Origin of the sequence: Microbacterium sp. Root553 (assembly GCF_001426995.1) — a bacterium.
GTDB lineage: Bacteria > Actinomycetota > Actinomycetes > Actinomycetales > Microbacteriaceae > Microbacterium.
The window spans coordinates 1,229,394-1,246,534 of record NZ_LMFY01000001.1 but is presented as its reverse complement, the minus strand read 5'-3'; the positions used below and the strand labels follow the sequence as shown (position 1 = coordinate 1,246,534).

The following is a 17,141-nucleotide window of genomic DNA, read 5'->3' as shown; positions in this document are numbered from 1 at the left end:
CACCCGCGGGGCTGGAGGAGGGTCCGTCCGGCCACTCCGACGAGAGCATCGCCGGCGTAGCTCGACGCTCCTTAGGTTCCATCTCACAGCCTCCCATCCCGCGATCCCTGTGAACACCGGGATCAACTACCTCGATCTAGGTCACCTTCGTCAAAGTGGTTCAACTTCGATTGAAGAGAAAGCACCTTCAGGGACGTCTCATATCACTCCACGAGCAGTGCGGGCTCCTCGAGCACCGATGCCACGTCGGCGATGAAGCGGCTCATGCCGTCGCCGTCGATCACGCGGTGGTCAAAGGATCCGGCGACCGTGGTGACCCAGCGGGGACGCACCTCGCCGTCGACGACCCACGGCTTCTGGCTGATCGTGCCCATGGCCACGATGCCGGCCTCGCCGGGGTTGATGATGGGCGTGCCGGCATCCATCCCGAACACACCGATGTTGGTGATCGTGATCGTGCCGCCCTGCTGGTCGGCGGGGCTGGTCTTGCCCTCGCGCGCCGTCAGGGTGAGGCGGTTCAGGGCCCGGGCGAGGTCCTTCATGCTGAGGTCCTGCGCGTCCTTGATGTTCGGCACGAGCAGGCCGCGGGGCGTGGCCGCCGCGATGCCGAGGTTCACGTAGTGGCGCACCGAGATCTCGGCCCCGCCCTCGGTCTCCACCCAGGCCGCGTTCACCATCGGGGTGCGGCGGGCCGCCCAGATGACCGCGCGAGCCATGATGAGCAGCGGCGAGACGCGGATGTCGGTGTAGTCCGGCGAGGCCTTGAGGCGCTTGACGAGCTCCATCGTGCGGCTCGCGTCGATCTCCTTCCACACGGTCACGTGCGGGGCGGAGTAGGCGCTCTGCACCATCGCCGACGAGGTGGCCTTGCGCACACCCTTGACCGGGATCGACTCGGTGCGGTCGTCGGACGCGGTCGCTGCCGGAGCGGCCGGCGACAGACCCCGGGCGAGGCCCGAGGGTGCGCTCTGCGGCGCGGGCACCGTCTCCTCGCGCACGGCACCCCACTCGGGCGTCTCGATGTTGCGGAACACACTGGCCTGCTGGGCGTGGGTGACCACGTCGTCGCGGGTGACCTCGCCGTCGGCGCCGGTCGGGGTCACCGTCGTGAGATCGACGCCGAGGTCGCGGGCGAGCTTGCGGATCGGAGGCTTCGCGATGACGCCGACGGACGAGCGCACCGGACGCTCCGCCGGACGCTTGCGACGAGAGGTCGCGCCGCCGCCGGTGCCGTAGCCGACGAGGACCGACCCGCCGCCCTCTTCGGGCGCGGGCGCCTCGGCGGTCGCGACCACGCCGGGACCGGCGTCGTCACGGGCATCCGTCACGAAGGTGATGATCGGGGCGCCGACCTCGACCGTCTCGCCCTCGGCCGCGAGCAGCTCGCCGACGACACCGGCATGCGGTGAGGGCAGCTCGACGAGCGACTTGGCCGTCTCGATCTCGCAGATGACGTCGTTGATGGCGACCGTGTCACCGGGTGCGACCTTCCACGTCACGATCTCGGCCTCGGTCAGCCCCTCGCCGACATCGGGAAGGGTGAAGTTCTGCGTGCTCATGGTTGGTCCTTACTCGTTCGCGGTCGTTGAGCGAGCAGAGCGAGACGAAACGCGTTGAGGCATTTCGTCTCGTCGCGGCGCTCCTCGCTCAATGACCGGGGGAAAGGCGACTGCGGCGGGCATCAGTAGGCCAGCGAGCGGTCGACGGCCTCGAGGATGCGGTCGGCATCCGGGAGGTAGGTGCCCTCGAGCTTCGCGGGTGGGAACGGGGTGTCGTACCCCGAGACGCGCAGCACCGGTGCCTCGAGGGCGTAGAAGGCGCGCTCCATGACGGTCGCCGCCACCTCGCTGCCGATGCTGGTGAAGCCCTGCGCCTCCTGCGCGTAGACCATGCGACCGGTCTTGCGCACCGAGTTGAGGATGGGCTCGTAGTCGATGGGCGACAGCGAGCGGACGTCGACGACCTCGCAGCTGGTGCCCTCGGACTCGGCGAGCGCCGCCGCCTGCAGCAGGGTCGTGACCATGGCGCCATGACCGACGAGGGTCACGTCGGAGCCGGTGCGCACCACGCGCGACGAGTGCAGCGGCGCCGCGGACCCGGCGAGGTCGACCTCGCCCTTGGGCCAGTAGCGGCTCTTGGGCTCCATGAAGATCACCGGATCGTTCGACGCGATGGCCTCCTGGATCATCCAGTACGCGTCGTTCGGGGTCGACGGCGACACCACGCGCAGACCCGGGGTGTGCGCGAAGTAGGCCTCGGGGCTCTCCTGGTGGTGCTCGACGGCACCGATGTGCCCGCCGTACGGGATGCGGATCACGATGGGCAGGCTGAGGTTTCCCTCGTGACGGTTGGTGAGCTTCGCGAGCTGCGTCGTGATCTGGTCGAACGCCGGGAACACGAATCCGTCGAACTGGATCTCGATCACCGGACGGAACCCGACCATCGCGAGTCCGATCGCGGTGCCCACGATCCCGGACTCGGCGAGGGGAGTGTCGAGCACGCGCTGCTCGCCGAAGTCGCGCTGCAGGTGCTCGGTGACGCGGAACACGCCGCCGAGCTTGCCGATGTCCTCACCCATGAGCAGGACCTTGGGGTCATCCTCCATCGCCTTGCGCAGCCCGGCGTTGAGCGCCTTGCTGAACGGCATCGTCTCGAGGGTCACTTGCCGTCTCCTTCGAACGATGCCTCGTACCTCTTGTGCCAGGCCTTCTGCTCCGCGATGAGCGGATGCGGATCGCTGTACACGTGGTCGAAGATCTTGTCGGCCGTCGGGGCGCCGAGCTCGACGCTCCGGGCGCGCAGGTCCTCCGCCGCATCGGCCGCCTCGGCCTCGACGTCGGCGAAGAACTGCGCCGATGCTCCCCGGTTCTCGAGGAAGGCGCGCATCCGGTCGATCGGGTCGCGCAGGGCCCAGGACTGCTCCTCGTCCGAGCCGCGGTACTTGGTGGGGTCGTCGCTGGTGGTGTGCGCACCGAGCCGGTAGGTGACGGCTTCGATCGCCCGGGGTCCGGCCCCGCCCCGCGCCTCGTCGAGGGCGATGCGGGAGACCGCGTAGCTGGCGAGCACGTCATTGCCGTCGACCCGGATGCTGGGGATGCCGTAGCCGGCGCTGCGCTCGACGAGCGGCACGCGCGACTGCGTCGACACCGGCACCGAGATCGCCCAGTGGTTGTTCTGCAGGAAGAAGACGGTGGGCGCCTGGTAGCTGGCGGCGAAGACCATGGCTTCGTGCACATCGCCCTGGCTCGATGCCCCATCGCCGTAGTAGACGATGACGGCCTCGTCTCGCTCGGGGTCCCCGGTGCCGGAGCGACCGTCGAAGTTCAGTCCCATCGCGTACCCGGTCGCATGCAGCACCTGCGAGCCGAGCACGAGCGTGTACAGCCGGGTGTTGCCGTTCTTGGGATCCGTGGGGTCCCATCCGCCGTGCGAGACACCGCGCATGAGCTTGATGATGTCGACGGGGTCGACGCCGCGGATGCGGGTGACCGCGTGCTCCCGGTACGACGGGAAGATCGTGTCCTGCGCACGCGCGGCGCGGGCGGATCCGACCTGTGCGGCCTCCTGCCCCCGGCTCGGCGGCCACAGGGCGAGCTGACCCTGACGCTGCAGGTTCGTCGCCTGGGTGTCGATCGCGCGGATGGCGACCATGTCGCTGTAGAACTGCTCGAGCTCGGCGTCGCTGATCGCCTCGATCAATGGCAGATAGCGCTCGGCGGCCGGGCTGGGCGTGAAGCGACCGTCCTGATCGAGGACGCGGACGAGTTCAGTCTCTGGCGAGGTCACGGTCCCACGCTACCGGCGTGCGCATGCGTGGTCACGCATACCTAGGACGTCCTCGCATCTGCCGGGAAACCGGAGAACAGGCGGTCTCGGCGCGCCGCTCCGGTCCCGAGGCGAGGTCAGCGGAGGCGGGCGGCGACCTCGAGAACGCGGTCGACCGAGGCCTCCTCGCCCACGGAGATGCGGATGCCGTCGCCGGGGAACGGACGCACGATCAGGTCGGCCGCGACGAACGCGGCCGCCACCGACTCGGTGCGCTCCCCGGTGGGGAGCCAGATGAAGTTCGCCTGGGTGTCCGGGACGTCCCAGCCCTGCGCGCGCAGCCCCTCGAGCAGGCGGGTGCGTCGCTCGACGATCACGGCGACCCGTTCGAAGAGCTCGGCCTCGGCATCGAGGCTCGCGATCGCTGCGTTCTCCGCCGCCGACGTGACCGAGAGCGGGATGCCCGTCGTCCGGGCCGCGTCGAGGACCTTCTCGTTGCCGATCGCGTACCCGATGCGCAGACCCGCGAGCCCGTACGCCTTCGAGAAGGTGCGCAGCACGACCACGTTCGGATGCCGCTCGAACACCCGCTCCTCGAGCCCGTCGACCGCATCCGGTGCCGTCACGAACTCGGCGTAGGCCTCGTCGAGGACGATCAGCACGTCGGTCGGCACGCGCTCGACGAAGGTCGCGAACTCGTCGCTGGTGATGATCGGCCCGGTCGGGTTGTTCGGCGTGCAGAGGATGATCGCCCTGGTGCGGTCGGTGACGGCATCCGCCATCGCGTCGAGATCGTGACGCGACTCCGCGGTCAGCGGCACCGGCACCCCGGTCGCCCCGGCGACCAGCGGCAGGCTCGGGTAGGCCTCGAAGGAGCGCCACGCGTAGACGACCTCGTCGTCCACGGAGGCGGTGGCGAGGATGAGCTGGTGGAGGATCGACACGCTCCCGGCCGCGACGTGCACCTGGTCGGGCTCGACCGCGTACCGCGCGCCGAGCCGCTCACGCAGCCGCGTGGCCGTGGCATCGGGGTAGCGGTTGATTGGCGTGGTGTGCTGCAGCGCGGCGGCGACCGAGGGGAGCGGCTCGAACGGGTTCTCGTTGCTCGACAGCTTGTACGCGTCGGGGCCTGCCTGCTTGCCCTGTCTATACGGCGCGAGGGCGGCGATGGCGGGACGGATGCGCGGCAGGATCGGGTCGGTCACAAGGATGAGTCTAAGGATCCCGCAGGCCCTGGCGACCACTTTCCCGAGGTAGTACCATTTTGGTATGGCGATGACGGTGAGACTTCCCGAGGAACTCGATGCCCAGCTGAACGCGCTCGCCGAGCGCCGACACACGTCCAAGCACGCGCTGCTCATCGAGGCCGCAGATCGTTTTCTCCGCGAGGAGGTCACCACCGAACAGGCCGTGACTATCGCACGTGATGTCGCCGATCGGTACTCGGAGCTGATGAAGAAGCTGGAAGACGCGTGACCCGTTACCTCGAGCTTCCGCAGGCGGTCGGGATTCTCGAGGCACTCGGCTTCCATGTCCGGGACATCGGCCTGCTGTCGTCGGCGCTCTCGCGCCCGGGGAGCTCGATGTTCGGTGTGGAGGCGTACGCGGGACTCGAGCTCAAGGCGGCGTCGCTGCTTTCATCGCTGAGCCAGAATCACCCCCTCTTCGACGGCAACAAGCGGTTCGCCTGGATCATGACCATGACCTTCTTGGAGCTCAACGGGATGATCATCGACATGGATCTCGAGACGGCGTTCGATCTGATCCTGCGAACCGCCCAGAGCTCCGCGTCACTCGAGGAGATCGCGGACTCACTTCGGGCACACATCCGCTGACTTCTCGCGCCGCGCATGGAAGACTGGCCTCACCATGCGCTTCATCATCCGAGTCGTCGTCAACGCGTTCGCCCTCTGGGTCGTCACGCTGATCCCCGCCCTGCAGGTGCAGATCCGAGCGTTCGCGCCCGGCGAGACCCTGCAGCTCGTGCTGACCCTTCTCGCGGTCGCCGCCATCTTCGCGCTGGTCAACACGATCATCGGCACCGTCGTCAAGATCGTCGCGTTCCCGCTGTACATCCTGACCCTGGGGCTCATCGGCTTCGTCATCAACGGCTTCCTGCTGTGGCTCACCGCCTGGATCACGAGCGGCTTCGGCTGGGGCCTGACGGTCGGCAGCTTCTGGTGGGGTGTGCTCGCCGCGCTGATCATCTCGCTGATCAACGGAGTGTTCGGCTTCATCCTGCGCCCGCAGAGCAAGAAGCAGCGCCGCGACTGAGCGGCGGACAGCGACTGAGCGACGGACATCGACTGAGCGGCGACCGCGACCGGCCGGTCACTGCACCCGCTCCGCGTGGTACTCGGTGCGTTCGATGATCTCGGCGTCGGAGAGCTCGTCCCAGAAGCCGTCGAGGGCCTCCACCCTCGGGTCTCCCGAGGCATCCGCCATCTCCGCGGTCTCGGTGTAGGAGTGCAGCAGATGGGTGTCGACCCAGATGTCCTCGATCGTGTCCAGCGGATCCCCCTCCCGCGAGAGGATGACGCTGTCGGGTGACCCCGTGCCCTCGAGCGAACCGCCGCCGGCCAGCGCCGACACCGGGTCGTCGGTGTGCCGCAGCTGCACGAGGGTCTGGTCGGGGTCGAGCGTGGGTTCGACCGGGCTCCCCGCCGTGATCTGCACCTGCACGTCGAACTCGCTCTCCATGGACAGATGCCCGGTGACCATGCCGGACTGAGAGTGGGCGACGACGTCGACCTCGTCGCCGGCCTCCGCGCCCGCGGCGGCGAGGGCGTCGAGGGTCGCCTGATACGACGCGGAGCGCTTGTTCGTGTACAGCTCGGCGTTGGACTTGAGGTCCCAGGGCTCGCGGCCGCCCCAGCCGACGCTCTGCGTGCCCTTCAGGTAGGCGACGTAGCGGGTGCGTCCGTCGGCATAGGAGTACTTCTCCACAGCCACCTGCGCTCCCTCGGCGGTGGGCATGCGGCGGAAGGCCGCGGCCAGACCCGTGGGGCCGTTCGACGGCGACGAGGTCTTCACGGGGGCGACGGTCACCCGATCGGCCGTACCGGAGAGCGTCTCGCCCGGCAGCACCTTGCCGAACCCCGAGAACACGCCCACCAGCGCCGCCAGTCCGAAGACGTCGCCGTACAGCGCCGGCAGCACCGGGTTGCCCACCAGCCCGTCGAACCGTCGCGTGCGCCAGGCGGCCTCGAGCTGAACGGCCATCGTGCGGATGCGGTCGTCCGACGCGCCGAGCCGTTCGGCCCGGAGGCTCAGCCGATCGGCCGCCGCGGGATCCGTCCGTGCGAGCATCTCGGCCTCGGCCCGCAGCTCGACGTACTCGTAGACATCCGCCATGAGCAGCGTGCTCGACACGACCTCGCGGCATTCCTCTGTCAGCGACGACACGTGCTGGACGGCGCCCCACAGCGCGATCGTGTCGACGTACGCGCTGAACCCCGGTGTGTCGACGATGATCCGCTGCGCACTGTCGAGCGCGACCCGCGCAGCGTCGATGCGCGAGGCGACCCGGTCGAGGCGACCAGCGGCCTCGCGCAGCACCTCGGGATCGACGGAGATCACCCCGCCGTGATCGATCGTCAGCCCGCTCATGCCGCATCGATCCGGGCGACCTCGGCCTCGCGATCGCGGGCGCCCGCCGCCTCTGCGCCCACGCGCCGGGCGATGTCGGCCAGCGTCTCGCGCAACGCCGTCACCCCGCCGGAGTGCCATCGGGTGTCGACGGCGAGACCGCGCAGGGCCGCCGCGGCGTCGTCGAGCGCGTCGATCACGGCGCGGATCTCGCGGGCGGCCCGCGCCTTGGCCCATGCGGCATCTGCCGAGCTCGTCGGTGCGAGTGCGTAGGAGGAATGCATGCGGCCAGCATCCGCGATCCGGGGGTGCCCGCAGGCCGCGGAATCCCCGATTTCCCGGCCGCGGTGAGCAGTCGGGCGGCGAACGAGAACGGTGCAGAGGGCGTCGAGACCGCCGGAGTGGCACGCGGGCGTCGCGCGGATCGACGACGAGCGGCAGAATAGGACGGTGACATCCCCGGATCCCTTCCGCGTGATCTTCGTGTGCACGGGGAACATCTGCCGCTCTCCGATGGCCGAGGTGGTCTTCCGCGATCTCGCGGAACGCCAGGGCCTCGGCTCGCGGATCATCTCGCGCAGCGCGGGTACGGGAGACTGGCACCTCGGCGAGCGGGCAGACCACCGCACGCTCGACGCCCTCGCCCGACGGGGGTACGACGGCTCGCAGCATCGGGCGAAGCAGTTCACCTTCGCCTCGTTCGCGGACAACGATCTGGTGGTCGCGCTCGACCGCACCCACGAACGGAACCTGCGCGAATGGGCGCGGGACGAAGACGAAGAGGGCAAGGTCACGCTGCTGCTCGGCTTCGACCCCGGCGCCGTCACCCATGACGTGCCCGATCCGTACTACGCGGGCCCCGAGATGTTCGATTCCGTGCTCGGTATGATTGAGACGGCGACCCGCGGCCTGTTCCGCCAGCTCGAGCCGGCCATCCGTCGGCCCCGCACGCCCCCCTCGCCAGGGGCCCTATCAGGAGGACTCCCCTGACTTTCCAGCCTTCGCTCCCGCCCCAGCCCCTGAGCCCCCTCGACGGTCGCTATCGCGGCGCCGTCACCGGACTCGCCGACTTCCTCTCGGAGGCGGGCCTGAACCGCGCCAGGGTCGAGGTCGAGGTCGAGTGGCTGATCGCTCTCACCGACCGCTCGCTGTTCGAGACGAGCCCGCTGTCCGATACCGACAAGGAGCGCCTGCGCGCCCTGTACCGCGACTTCGGCCAGGCCGAGATCGACTGGCTCGCGGAGAAGGAGGCCGTCACGCAGCACGATGTGAAGGCCATCGAGTACCTCGTGCGCGACCGCCTGAGCACACTCGGACTCGACCGGATCGCCGAGCTCACGCACTTCGCCTGCACCAGCGAGGACATCAACTCCGCCTCGTACGCCCTGACCGTCAAGCGCGCGGTCGAGGAGGTCTGGCTGCCCGGCCTCGACGTCGTGATCGCGAAGCTGCGCGAGCTGGCGGCCGAGCACGCCGACGCCCCGATGCTGTCCCGCACGCACGGGCAGCCGGCCACGCCGTCGACGATGGGCAAGGAGATCGCCGTCTTCGCGTGGCGCCTCGAGCGCGTGCGCGCGCAGATCGCGGCATCCGACTACCTCGCCAAGTTCTCGGGGGCGACGGGCACCTGGTCCGCCCACCTGTCGGCCGACCCCGACGCGGATTGGCCCACGATCTCCCGCGAGTACATCGAGGGCCTCGGGCTCGGCTTCAACCTGCTCACCACGCAGATCGAATCCCACGACTGGCAGGTCGAGCTGTACGACCGGATCCGTCATGCCGGCGGCATCCTGCACAACCTCGCGACCGACATCTGGACGTACATCTCGCTCGGCTACTTCGCGCAGATCCCCGTCGCCGGCGCGACCGGATCGTCGACCATGCCGCACAAGATCAACCCGATCCGCTTCGAGAACGCCGAGGCGAACCTCGAGATCTCGGGCGCCCTGCTCGCGTCCCTCGGGCAGACGCTGGTGACCAGCCGCCTGCAGCGCGACCTCACGGACTCGACCACCCAGCGCAACATCGGTGTGGCCTTCGGGCACTCGCTGCTCGCGATCGACAACCTGCGCCGGGGCCTGAACGCGATCTCGCTGTCGCGCGATGTCCTGCTCGCCGACCTCGACGTGAACTGGGAGGTCCTCGCCGAGGCGATCCAGACCGTCATCCGCGCCGAGGTCGTCGCCGGTCGCTCGTCGATCACCGACCCCTACGCCCTGCTCAAGGAGCTGACCCGCGGCCACCGCGTCGGTGCGGCGGATCTCGCGGAGTTCGTCGAGAAGCTCGAGATCGGGGATGCCGCGAAGCAGCGTCTGCTCGCGCTCACCCCCGCGACCTACACGGGGATCGCCGAGCAGCTCGCCACGTAGTCTGCGCGCTCGGTGCGGGTGGATCAGCGCATCCCTCCGCGCCTTCCGCGCGGGCGACAGCGCGTCGCGCGCTCTGTGCGGGATCAGTTACGCACCGCGCGATCTGTGCGGGGTCAATTGCGCACCGCGCGATCTGTGCGGGGTCGATAACGCACCGCAACAGGCCAAATCGGATGCACAAGTGACCCCGCACCGATCAGGGATGCACAAGTGACCCCGCACCGATCCTGACGGGACGTGAGCGGGTCGCATCCGACCGCACCAGGCGGGGTCAATAACGCACCGCACGATCTGTGCGGGGTCAATTACGCTCCGCAACGGGCCGAATCGGATGCACAAGTGACCCCGCACCGATCCTGACGGGCGTGAGCGTGTCGCATCCGACCGCACCAGGCGGGGTCAATAACGCACCGCGCGATCTGTGCGGGGTCAATTACGCTCCGCAACGGGCCGAATCGGATGCACAAGTGACCCCGCACCGATCAGGCATGCACAAGTGACCCCGCACCGATCAGGCATGCACAAGTGACCCCGCACCGATCAGGGATGCACAAGTGACCCCGCACCGGGAAAGCCCGCACCTGATCGACGACGCCGCGGATGCGGTCGCTAACGGTTACGAGCGCGGCTCGCCGGGGCGCGGCTCGCCGGAATGCGCCCCGGCGGAGTCGCGCGGCATGAACGCCGCGGCGACCAACGTCAAGACCGCCACGATCGCGGCGGCGATGAACACCCAGACGGATGCCGAGATGATGGTCGCCGGATGCTCGGGGCCGGCGCCCCGGGCGATGACCGAGTTCGAGATCGCGCCGAACACGGCCACCCCGAGCGCGCTTCCTGCCGATCGGGCGAAGGCGTTCATGCCGGTGACGGCTCCGCGCTCTCCCCAGCCGACCGAGGCCTGGGCGGCGATGAGCGTGGGTGCCGCGGTCCACCCCAGACCGAACCCGAGCACGAACGCGACGGCTGCGATCGAGAACGGGTTCGGCCAGGGCGACACCACCGCGAGAGCGATCGCCGCGACGGCTGTGATCGACATGCCCGTGAGCGCGGTGCGGCGGAACCCGATGCGCAGATACAGGCGTCCGGAGTTCGCCGCAGCCAGCGGCCACCCGAGGGTCAGCGCCGCCACCGCGAGCCCCGACAGCAGCGGGGCGATGCCGGTCGACCCTTCGAGATAGGCGGGTGCGAAGCTCGTGACGCCCGTCATGAGCGCACCGACGCCGAGCGACACGATCGTGGTCGTGAGGATGAGCGGACGAGCAGCCAGCCGCAGGTCGACGATCGGCTCTGCGGCCCGCCGTTCGACGACCCCGAACGCGACCAGCGCCATCACTCCGAGTCCGAAGCAGATCGCGCTGGGCACGGAGATCCAGGCCCAGGCGTTGCCGCCCTCGAGCATCCCGAGGATCAGGCCGGTGAGTCCGATGGTGAGCAGCACGGCTCCGGCGTAGTCGATGCGGTGCCGCTGCGGCTGCTTCTCTTCGTGGTACCTGCGCAGCAGCATCCACCCCGCGATCAGGCACAGCGGGATGTTGACCCAGAAGATCCACCGCCACGCGTCGAGCTGGGCGAAGATCCCGCCGAGCGCGGGGCCGACCACCGAGGAGATCGCCCAGACCGAGGCGATGTAGCCCTGCACCTTGGCCCGCTCGGCGACCGTGTAGATGTCGCCGACGATCGTCATCGACATCGGCGCGACGGCCCCGGCACCGAGGCCCTGGATGATCCGGAAGACGATCAGTGCGGTCATGCTCCAGGCGAACCCCGACAGCACCGAGCCGAGCAGGAAGAGTCCGATGCCGAGCAGGATGATCGGCTTGCGTCCCACGGTGTCCGCGAAGCGCGAGTAGATCGGCACGCTGACCGCCTGCGCGAGGAGATACACCGAGAAGAGCCACGGGAACTGCTGGTAGCTGCCGAGATCGCGGACGATGCTGGGCACCGCCGTCGCGAGGATCGTCGCGTCGATCGCGATGAGTCCGGTGGCGAGCATGAGCGCACCGAGCACCGGGCCACGCGTCGAGCGGAGTCCGACGGAGGCGCGATCGATCGAGGCAGTCACTACAGGCACAAGCGGCGGCGCCCCGCGACTATTCCGGATCGATGCCGGAGATCCCGCTCCCTGCGGGGTCAATAGTGCAGCGCACGCTCCCTGTGGGGTCGATAACGCGTCAGAAACTGCGGAATCAGGTGCGAAAGTGACCCCGCACCGCAGCGAGTCAGAAAGGGGCAGAGCGGATCAGGCGGAGTCAGCGCGACCGGGCTTGTCGGCGTCGGGCTCGTCGGGGGTCTCGGCGTCGTAGAGCACCGGACGGTCGACGGTCTTGGTGACCTCAGCCGGATCGACGACGAGGATCAGCATCGCGAGGAACAGCAGCGTCACGATGAACGCCCCGCCGCCGACCACGAGCCCGAGGGCGATCGGAGTCAGGCCGTCGTAGGTGCCGTTCGCGATGGCGCTGTTCACCCGCGCCGTGAAGGCGCCGGTCGACACGAGCGTCACGACCGCCGCGAACACACCGCAGGCGAGCGCGATCCCCAGCAGGTGCAGCGGGCGCAGAATGTCGCGCCGCGTGGGCTTCTCGTCGCTCATCGCTCTCCTCCGTGCCCGGTGGGGGCGGGGTCGTTCTCGATCGTCTGCGGATCGGCGACCGCGTCGTCGCCCTTCGGGCTGAGCCCCGCGATGGCGAGGAAGACCGCGACGATCGCCGCATATCCGCCGAACATGCCGACGCCGAGGATGATGCCGGTGAGTTCGAACTCGCCGGCCCCCTCGATCGCGTAGGGCTGCACGAAGCCCGCGGGGATCGCGAGCAGCAGCACGGCGAGCAGCAGTCCGAACGCACCGAGGGTGAGGGAGTCGCGCGCCGCGACGTCGCCCGTCCGTCGACCGCGCAGGCCCACGACGAGCTCGAGGATGCCGGTGGCCGCGGCCCAGGCGATCACGACGACGAAGAAGACGTCTTCGGTGCGCCAGGCCGGCACCCCCGCCGTCATTCCGGCGACGAAGCCGAGCAGCGCCCAGACGATGGCGGGCCAGCGCTGCCCTGCCGGGTACACGAGCCATGCGGCGAGCAGCATCACGAGACCTGTCGTCAGCACGAAGCCGCTGAACACCGAGAGCCCGACGGCCGCGGAGTGGTCAGGAGAGAACGTGATCATCACCGCGGCGGCCGCGGCGAAGAGCGCGCGCAGCAACTGGACGTGACGCACGGTGAACGCGCGGGCAGGGGCAGACATGACGATGCAGGGTCCTCCGAGGTGTTCCCCCCAGTCTACGCGGGGGTGCGGAGTGGGTCGGACCCGGAGGAGAGGTGTTCGCGGGGCCCGATGGATCTCCCCAGATCGATCATCGGACCCCGCGACAGAACGCAGCGACGGGGGCGACACTGCGTCGAGGCTCGGATTCGTCGTGAGTTCGGGCACCCTACCCACGACTGTCCGCACCAAAGACCCCAGAAATAGCACCTCGTACCCCTACGCGATGCTGGTGTGGTCGTAAGCTCACTTTAGAGCTCGATTCTTCACATACCGGAGGGGGTGCTGTGATGGGTTTGGAAACGGGGATCCGCCGGTACGCCGATGCCTTCGCAGGCTCGCTCCGTGATGCGATCAATGCGCGTGGATTGACTTTGGCGAAGCTGCACGAGCTGCTGCGCGCCCGGGGCAACAGTGTGTCGATGGCGACGCTCAGCTACTGGCGGTCGGGGGCGCGTCGCCCCGAGGGCGCGCAATCGATGGCGGCGCTGGGCGACATCGAGCAGCTCCTGCATCTCGCCCCGGGATCGCTCACCGGCCTGCTGGGCTCGACCAACCGCACCGGCCCGCTCGGACCCAGTCAGTTCCCCCTCGACGAGGAGGAACTCGAACAGGCCGTGAAGGACGCGTACGCCGCCCTCGGCGCGGAATACCCCGACACGACCCGCGAGCTCACCACGCATTCCGTGACGGACGTCGACGCGGCGGGCAACGTCGCGTACTCGATCACCCGCAGCATCCTGCAGGCGACGGTCGGCACCGTCACATCCACGCCGTTCCTCGAGATCAGTCCCGGCATCAGCACGCCTGCCCCGATCATCAGAGCGGTGTCGGGAGGACGCATCTCGGCGCACTACTCGCACCCGAACGGCGAGGTGCACGGCGTGCTGTTCGAGTTCGACGCGCCGCTGACCGCGCCGGCGACCGCGATGGTCGAATGGTCGGTCGAGTACCCCGCAGGCTATCCGCCGCAGCGCGAGACGGGGCATGCCATGGCGCGTCAGTGCCGGGAACTGCTCGTCTGGACGCGATTCCACCCCGATGCCCTGCCCGACCGCATCGAAGAGCGCGTCGAGACTCCCACCGGGGTGACGACGACCGAGCTGTCGCTCGAAGGTCGCGGGTCTGTGCACCAGGTGCGCCGCGCGTTCGGTCCGGGGGCGCTCGGCGTCAGCTGGAGCTACGCCGACGGTCGCTGACGGCAGCCGGGCCTGAGCGCGGTCGACACCCCGACTACGCAACTCTCGACTACGCAACTCTCGACTACGCGACGCCCGACTACGCGACTGCCCGCGTGATGCCGCCGCCTCAGGCGGGCCGGTCGCCGGTCGCGACCGGGCGGCCCGGCGTGTTCGACCACTGGCTCCAGGAGCCGGGGAACACCTTCGCCGCGATGCCGACCTCGTCGAGCACCAGCGCGGTGTGCGCGGCGGTGATCCCCGATCCGCAGTACGCCGCCACCGGCGTGCCCTCGGTCACCCCGACCTTCGCGAAGGTGGCCTGCAGCGTGTGCATGTCGAGGATCCGTCCCTCGGGATCCAGGTGCGCCGCCATCGGCAGGTTCACCGCACCCGGGATGTGGCCGGCGACCGGGTCGAGCGGCTCGTGCTCCCCGCGATACCTCTCGGGGGCACGCACGTCGAGCAGGATGCCGTCCTCGGGAAAAGCCTCGGCCTCGTCGATCGAGATCGCATCGCCCCCGATCTCGGCCAGCACCACGTCTCCGGCGTCGACCCGTACGTCGTCCGTCGCGAGGGGAAGGCCGGCCGCGATCCACGCACGGAGGCCGCCGTCGAGCACTCGGACCTCGACACCCGCCTGACGCAGCAGCCACCAGGCGCGGGAAGCGCTCAGGCCTTTCGCGTCGTCGTATGCGATCACGAGGTCGCCCCGGCGCACGCCCCAGCGGCGCGCGGCATCCTGCAGGGTCAGCGTGGAGGGAAGCGGATGCCGTCCCTCCGACGCCTCCCCGTGCGTGGCGAGCTCGGTGGCGAGCGGCACGTAGACCGCCCCGGGGATGTGTCCGCCGAGGTACTCCGCGTGACCGTCCGGTCGGTCGAGGCGCCAGCGCACATCGATCACCCGGACGGGTGCCCCCGAGGACTGCAGTGCGCTCAGCTGCTCGGCGCTCACGAAGTTGCTCATGCTGCGAGGGTACCGAGGGCGGCGCCGGATGCCGCATCCGCCGGGCACTAGGCTCGATCCGGCCGCGTCGAGAAAGGACCCGCATGTCCACTCGATTCCGCTGGATGGAGCTGCGTCGGCAGGAGGTCGCGCTCATCGCCGTGACGGCGGTCTGGGGCGGCACCTTCCTGCTCGTGCACTGGGCGATGCAGCACTCAGGGCCCTGGTTCTTCGTCGGCCTCCGGTTCCTCGTCGCCGGGGTGATCAGCATCGTCATCTTCCGGAGCGCGCTCCGCGGCATCCGCTGGCGCGACATCGGGGCGGGAGTCGCGATCGGCGTGATGATCTACCTGGGCTACGGACTGCAGACCGTCGGGCTGCAGACCATCGACTCGAGCACGTCGGCCTTCATCACCGCGATGTACATCCCGCTCGTGCCGCTCGCGCAGTGGGCGGTGTTCCGCAAGCGCCCGCCGGCCATGGCGTTCGTGGGCGCGGGACTTGCTTTCCTCGGCCTGCTGCTCATCGCCGGCCCCGACGCGTTCGCGCTGACGCTGGGATCGGGCGAGGTCCTCACGATGATCAGCACTCTGCCGATCGCGGCCGAGATCATCCTGATCAGCGTGTTCGCCGGCAGGATCGACCTCGGCCGGATCACGATCATCCAGCTCCTCACCGCCGGTGCGCTCGGCATCCTGACCATGCCCGTCGTCGGGGAGGGGCTTCCCGAGTTCTCCTGGATCTGGGTCGGATGCGCGGTCGGGCTCGGGGCGGCGAGCTGCATCATCCAGCTCACGATGAACTGGGCGCAGAAGTCGGTCTCGCCGACCCGCGCGACGATCATCTACGCGGGCGAGCCGGTGTGGGCGGCCGCGATCGGGCGTATCGCCGGCGAGCGCCTGCCCGCCACGGCGCTCATCGGCGGCGCACTCGTCGTGCTCGGCATCCTGGCCAGCGAGCTCCGACTCGTGCGCCGCCGTGATCGGGCCGTCGAGGGTCGGCTCAGACCGTGAGCAGCACCTTGGTGGCGCGGCGCTCGTCCATGGCGCGATAGCCCTCGGCGGCGTCCTCGAGCGGCAGCGTGAGGTCGAACACCTTGCCGGGGTCGATCCTGCGATCCCAGATGAGCTGGATCAGCTCGGGGAGGAAGCGACGGACCGGAGCCGGGCCGCCGTGCAGGTGCACGCCCGAGAAGAAGAGCTCCTCGCCGGGCAGCGCGACGTCGTGCGAGACGCCGACGTACCCGACATGACCGCCGGGGCGGGTCGCGCGGATCGCCTGCATCATCGACTCCTGCGTGCCGACCGCCTCGATCACCGAGTGCGCGCCGAGCCCGTTCGTGAGCTCCTTGATGCGGGCCACGCCCTCGTCTCCGCGCTCCTCCACGATGTCGGTCGCGCCGAACTCGCGCGCCAGCGCCTGGCGGTCGGCATGACGGCTCATCGCGATGATCCGCTCGGCGCCGAGCTCACGCGCGGCGAGGATGCCGAGCAGCCCCACCGCGCCGTCGCCCACGACGGCGACGGTCTTGCCCGGGCCGACCTCTGCGGCGACGGCGGCGAACCAGCCGGTGCCCAGCACGTCGGATGCCGCAAGCAGCGACGGGATCAGATCGGCGTCGGGCTGTCCCGGCGTCGCGACGAGCGTGCCGTCGGCGTGCGGGATCAGCGAGTACTCGGCCTGTGTGCCGAATCGGCCCATCGGCACCACGTGCACGCAGCGGGACTGGTACCCGGCCCGGCAGATCTCACAGGTGTTGTCCGAGGCCATGAACGACCCGACGACGAAGTCGCCGATCTTCACGGTCTTCACGTCGGCACCGACCTCTTCGACGACGCCGACGTACTCGTGGCCCATCGGGTCGTGATCGACCTCGTTGGCGCCCCGATAGGGCCACAGGTCGGATCCGCAGATGCAGGTCGCGGCGATCCGGATCACGGCATCGGTCGGACGGGTGATGGTCGGCTTCTCGCGGTCCTCGACGCGAACGTCGCCGGGTGCGTACATGACTACTCCACGCATGAGTGGTGCTCC

At 69.4% G+C, this 17,141-nt stretch carries 18 protein-coding genes; 7 read left to right on the top strand and 11 right to left on the bottom strand.

What is annotated here, in order from left to right; genetic code table 11:
• Positions 1-203: 203 nt before the first annotated feature.
• From ASD43_RS05760 to ASD43_RS05745, 4 genes are all read right to left on the bottom strand, one after another.
• Positions 204-1,559, bottom strand: coding sequence for a dihydrolipoamide acetyltransferase family protein (locus ASD43_RS05760; RefSeq protein ID WP_056414719.1), 1,356 nt, complete (start codon positions 1,557-1,559; stop codon positions 204-206).
• A gap of 122 nt (positions 1,560-1,681) precedes the next feature.
• Positions 1,682-2,647 (bottom strand): alpha-ketoacid dehydrogenase subunit beta, encoded by a 966-nt coding sequence (locus ASD43_RS05755; protein ID WP_056419191.1) that lies wholly within the window; start codon positions 2,645-2,647, stop codon positions 1,682-1,684.
• An 11-nt stretch (positions 2,648-2,658) separates the two neighbouring features.
• A complete protein-coding gene (locus ASD43_RS05750; protein ID WP_056414716.1) occupies positions 2,659-3,786 on the bottom strand; it encodes a thiamine pyrophosphate-dependent dehydrogenase E1 component subunit alpha in 1,128 nt (375 codons plus the stop codon).
• A 116-nt stretch (positions 3,787-3,902) separates the two neighbouring features.
• The gene (locus tag ASD43_RS05745) at positions 3,903-4,970 is read right to left on the bottom strand and encodes a histidinol-phosphate transaminase (RefSeq protein ID WP_056414713.1); all 1,068 of its coding nucleotides are present in this window, start codon (positions 4,968-4,970) and stop codon (positions 3,903-3,905) included.
• Positions 4,971-5,034: 64 nt separating this feature from the next.
• On the opposite strand from ASD43_RS05745, the gene ASD43_RS05740 reads away from it, so the two are divergent.
• Genes ASD43_RS05740 through ASD43_RS05730 form a run of 3 tightly spaced genes read left to right on the top strand, consistent with a single transcriptional unit; the run spans position 5,035 to position 6,039 of the window.
• Positions 5,035-5,241, top strand: a complete 207-nt coding sequence (locus tag ASD43_RS05740) for a ribbon-helix-helix protein, CopG family (protein ID WP_056414710.1) — start codon at positions 5,035-5,037, stop codon at positions 5,239-5,241.
• Entirely contained in the window at positions 5,238-5,600 is a 363-nt protein-coding gene (locus ASD43_RS05735) for a type II toxin-antitoxin system death-on-curing family toxin (RefSeq protein WP_056414706.1), read from the top strand. Before ASD43_RS05740 ends, ASD43_RS05735 begins: the two co-directional genes overlap by 4 nt.
• 34 nt (positions 5,601-5,634) lie before the next feature.
• Positions 5,635-6,039, top strand: coding sequence for a phage holin family protein (locus ASD43_RS05730; protein WP_045252860.1), 405 nt, complete (start codon positions 5,635-5,637; stop codon positions 6,037-6,039).
• A gap of 57 nt (positions 6,040-6,096) precedes the next feature.
• Here the strand turns inward: ASD43_RS05730 and ASD43_RS05725 are convergent, their stop codons facing one another.
• Both ASD43_RS05725 and ASD43_RS05720 read right to left on the bottom strand, forming a co-directional pair.
• Positions 6,097-7,374 (bottom strand): ESX-1 secretion-associated protein, encoded by a 1,278-nt coding sequence (locus tag ASD43_RS05725; protein ID WP_056414704.1) that lies wholly within the window; start codon positions 7,372-7,374, stop codon positions 6,097-6,099.
• The gene (locus ASD43_RS05720; protein ID WP_056414701.1) at positions 7,371-7,637 is read right to left on the bottom strand and encodes a hypothetical protein; all 267 of its coding nucleotides are present in this window, start codon (positions 7,635-7,637) and stop codon (positions 7,371-7,373) included. The genes ASD43_RS05725 and ASD43_RS05720 overlap by 4 nt, the downstream gene beginning before the upstream one ends.
• Positions 7,638-7,803: 166 nt before the next feature.
• Here ASD43_RS05720 and ASD43_RS05715 point away from each other — a divergent pair, with 166 nt between their 5' ends.
• Together ASD43_RS05715 and purB are read left to right on the top strand one after the other, a co-directional pair.
• Entirely contained in the window at positions 7,804-8,343 is a 540-nt protein-coding gene (locus tag ASD43_RS05715) for a low molecular weight protein-tyrosine-phosphatase (protein ID WP_262492028.1), read from the top strand.
• Positions 8,340-9,722, top strand: a complete 1,383-nt coding sequence (purB, locus tag ASD43_RS05710) for an adenylosuccinate lyase (RefSeq protein ID WP_056414698.1) — start codon at positions 8,340-8,342, stop codon at positions 9,720-9,722. Before ASD43_RS05715 ends, purB begins: the two co-directional genes overlap by 4 nt.
• Before the next feature lie 616 nt (positions 9,723-10,338).
• Here purB and ASD43_RS05705 read toward each other — a convergent pair.
• From ASD43_RS05705 to ASD43_RS05695, 3 genes are all read right to left on the bottom strand, one after another.
• Positions 10,339-11,787 carry an MFS transporter gene (locus ASD43_RS05705; RefSeq protein WP_056414694.1) on the bottom strand — a complete coding sequence of 483 codons (1,449 nt, stop codon included), beginning with the start codon at positions 11,785-11,787 and terminating at the stop codon, positions 10,339-10,341.
• Positions 11,788-11,964: 177 nt separating this feature from the next.
• Positions 11,965-12,318: a hypothetical protein gene (locus ASD43_RS05700; protein WP_056414691.1), complete on the bottom strand. Its 354-nt coding sequence runs from the start codon at positions 12,316-12,318 to the stop codon at positions 11,965-11,967.
• Positions 12,315-12,965 (bottom strand): hypothetical protein, encoded by a 651-nt coding sequence (locus ASD43_RS05695; protein WP_056414689.1) that lies wholly within the window; start codon positions 12,963-12,965, stop codon positions 12,315-12,317. Before ASD43_RS05695 ends, ASD43_RS05700 begins: the two co-directional genes overlap by 4 nt.
• A gap of 308 nt (positions 12,966-13,273) precedes the next feature.
• Here ASD43_RS05695 and ASD43_RS05690 point away from each other — a divergent pair, with 308 nt between their 5' ends.
• Positions 13,274-14,182 carry a hypothetical protein gene (locus ASD43_RS05690; RefSeq protein ID WP_056414687.1) on the top strand — a complete coding sequence of 303 codons (909 nt, stop codon included), beginning with the start codon at positions 13,274-13,276 and terminating at the stop codon, positions 14,180-14,182.
• Positions 14,183-14,291: 109 nt separating this feature from the next.
• On the opposite strand, the gene ASD43_RS05685 is transcribed toward ASD43_RS05690, so the two are convergent.
• The gene (locus tag ASD43_RS05685; RefSeq protein WP_056419184.1) at positions 14,292-15,128 is read right to left on the bottom strand and encodes a sulfurtransferase; all 837 of its coding nucleotides are present in this window, start codon (positions 15,126-15,128) and stop codon (positions 14,292-14,294) included.
• Positions 15,129-15,211: 83 nt separating this feature from the next.
• Between ASD43_RS05685 and ASD43_RS05680 the strand changes: the two genes are divergently transcribed.
• Positions 15,212-16,120 (top strand): DMT family transporter, encoded by a 909-nt coding sequence (locus ASD43_RS05680; protein WP_056414682.1) that lies wholly within the window; start codon positions 15,212-15,214, stop codon positions 16,118-16,120.
• On the opposite strand, the gene ASD43_RS05675 is transcribed toward ASD43_RS05680, so the two are convergent.
• Positions 16,110-17,129 (bottom strand): zinc-dependent alcohol dehydrogenase family protein, encoded by a 1,020-nt coding sequence (locus ASD43_RS05675; RefSeq protein WP_056414680.1) that lies wholly within the window; start codon positions 17,127-17,129, stop codon positions 16,110-16,112. The genes ASD43_RS05680 and ASD43_RS05675 overlap by 11 nt on opposite strands.
• Positions 17,130-17,141 lie beyond the last annotated feature (12 nt).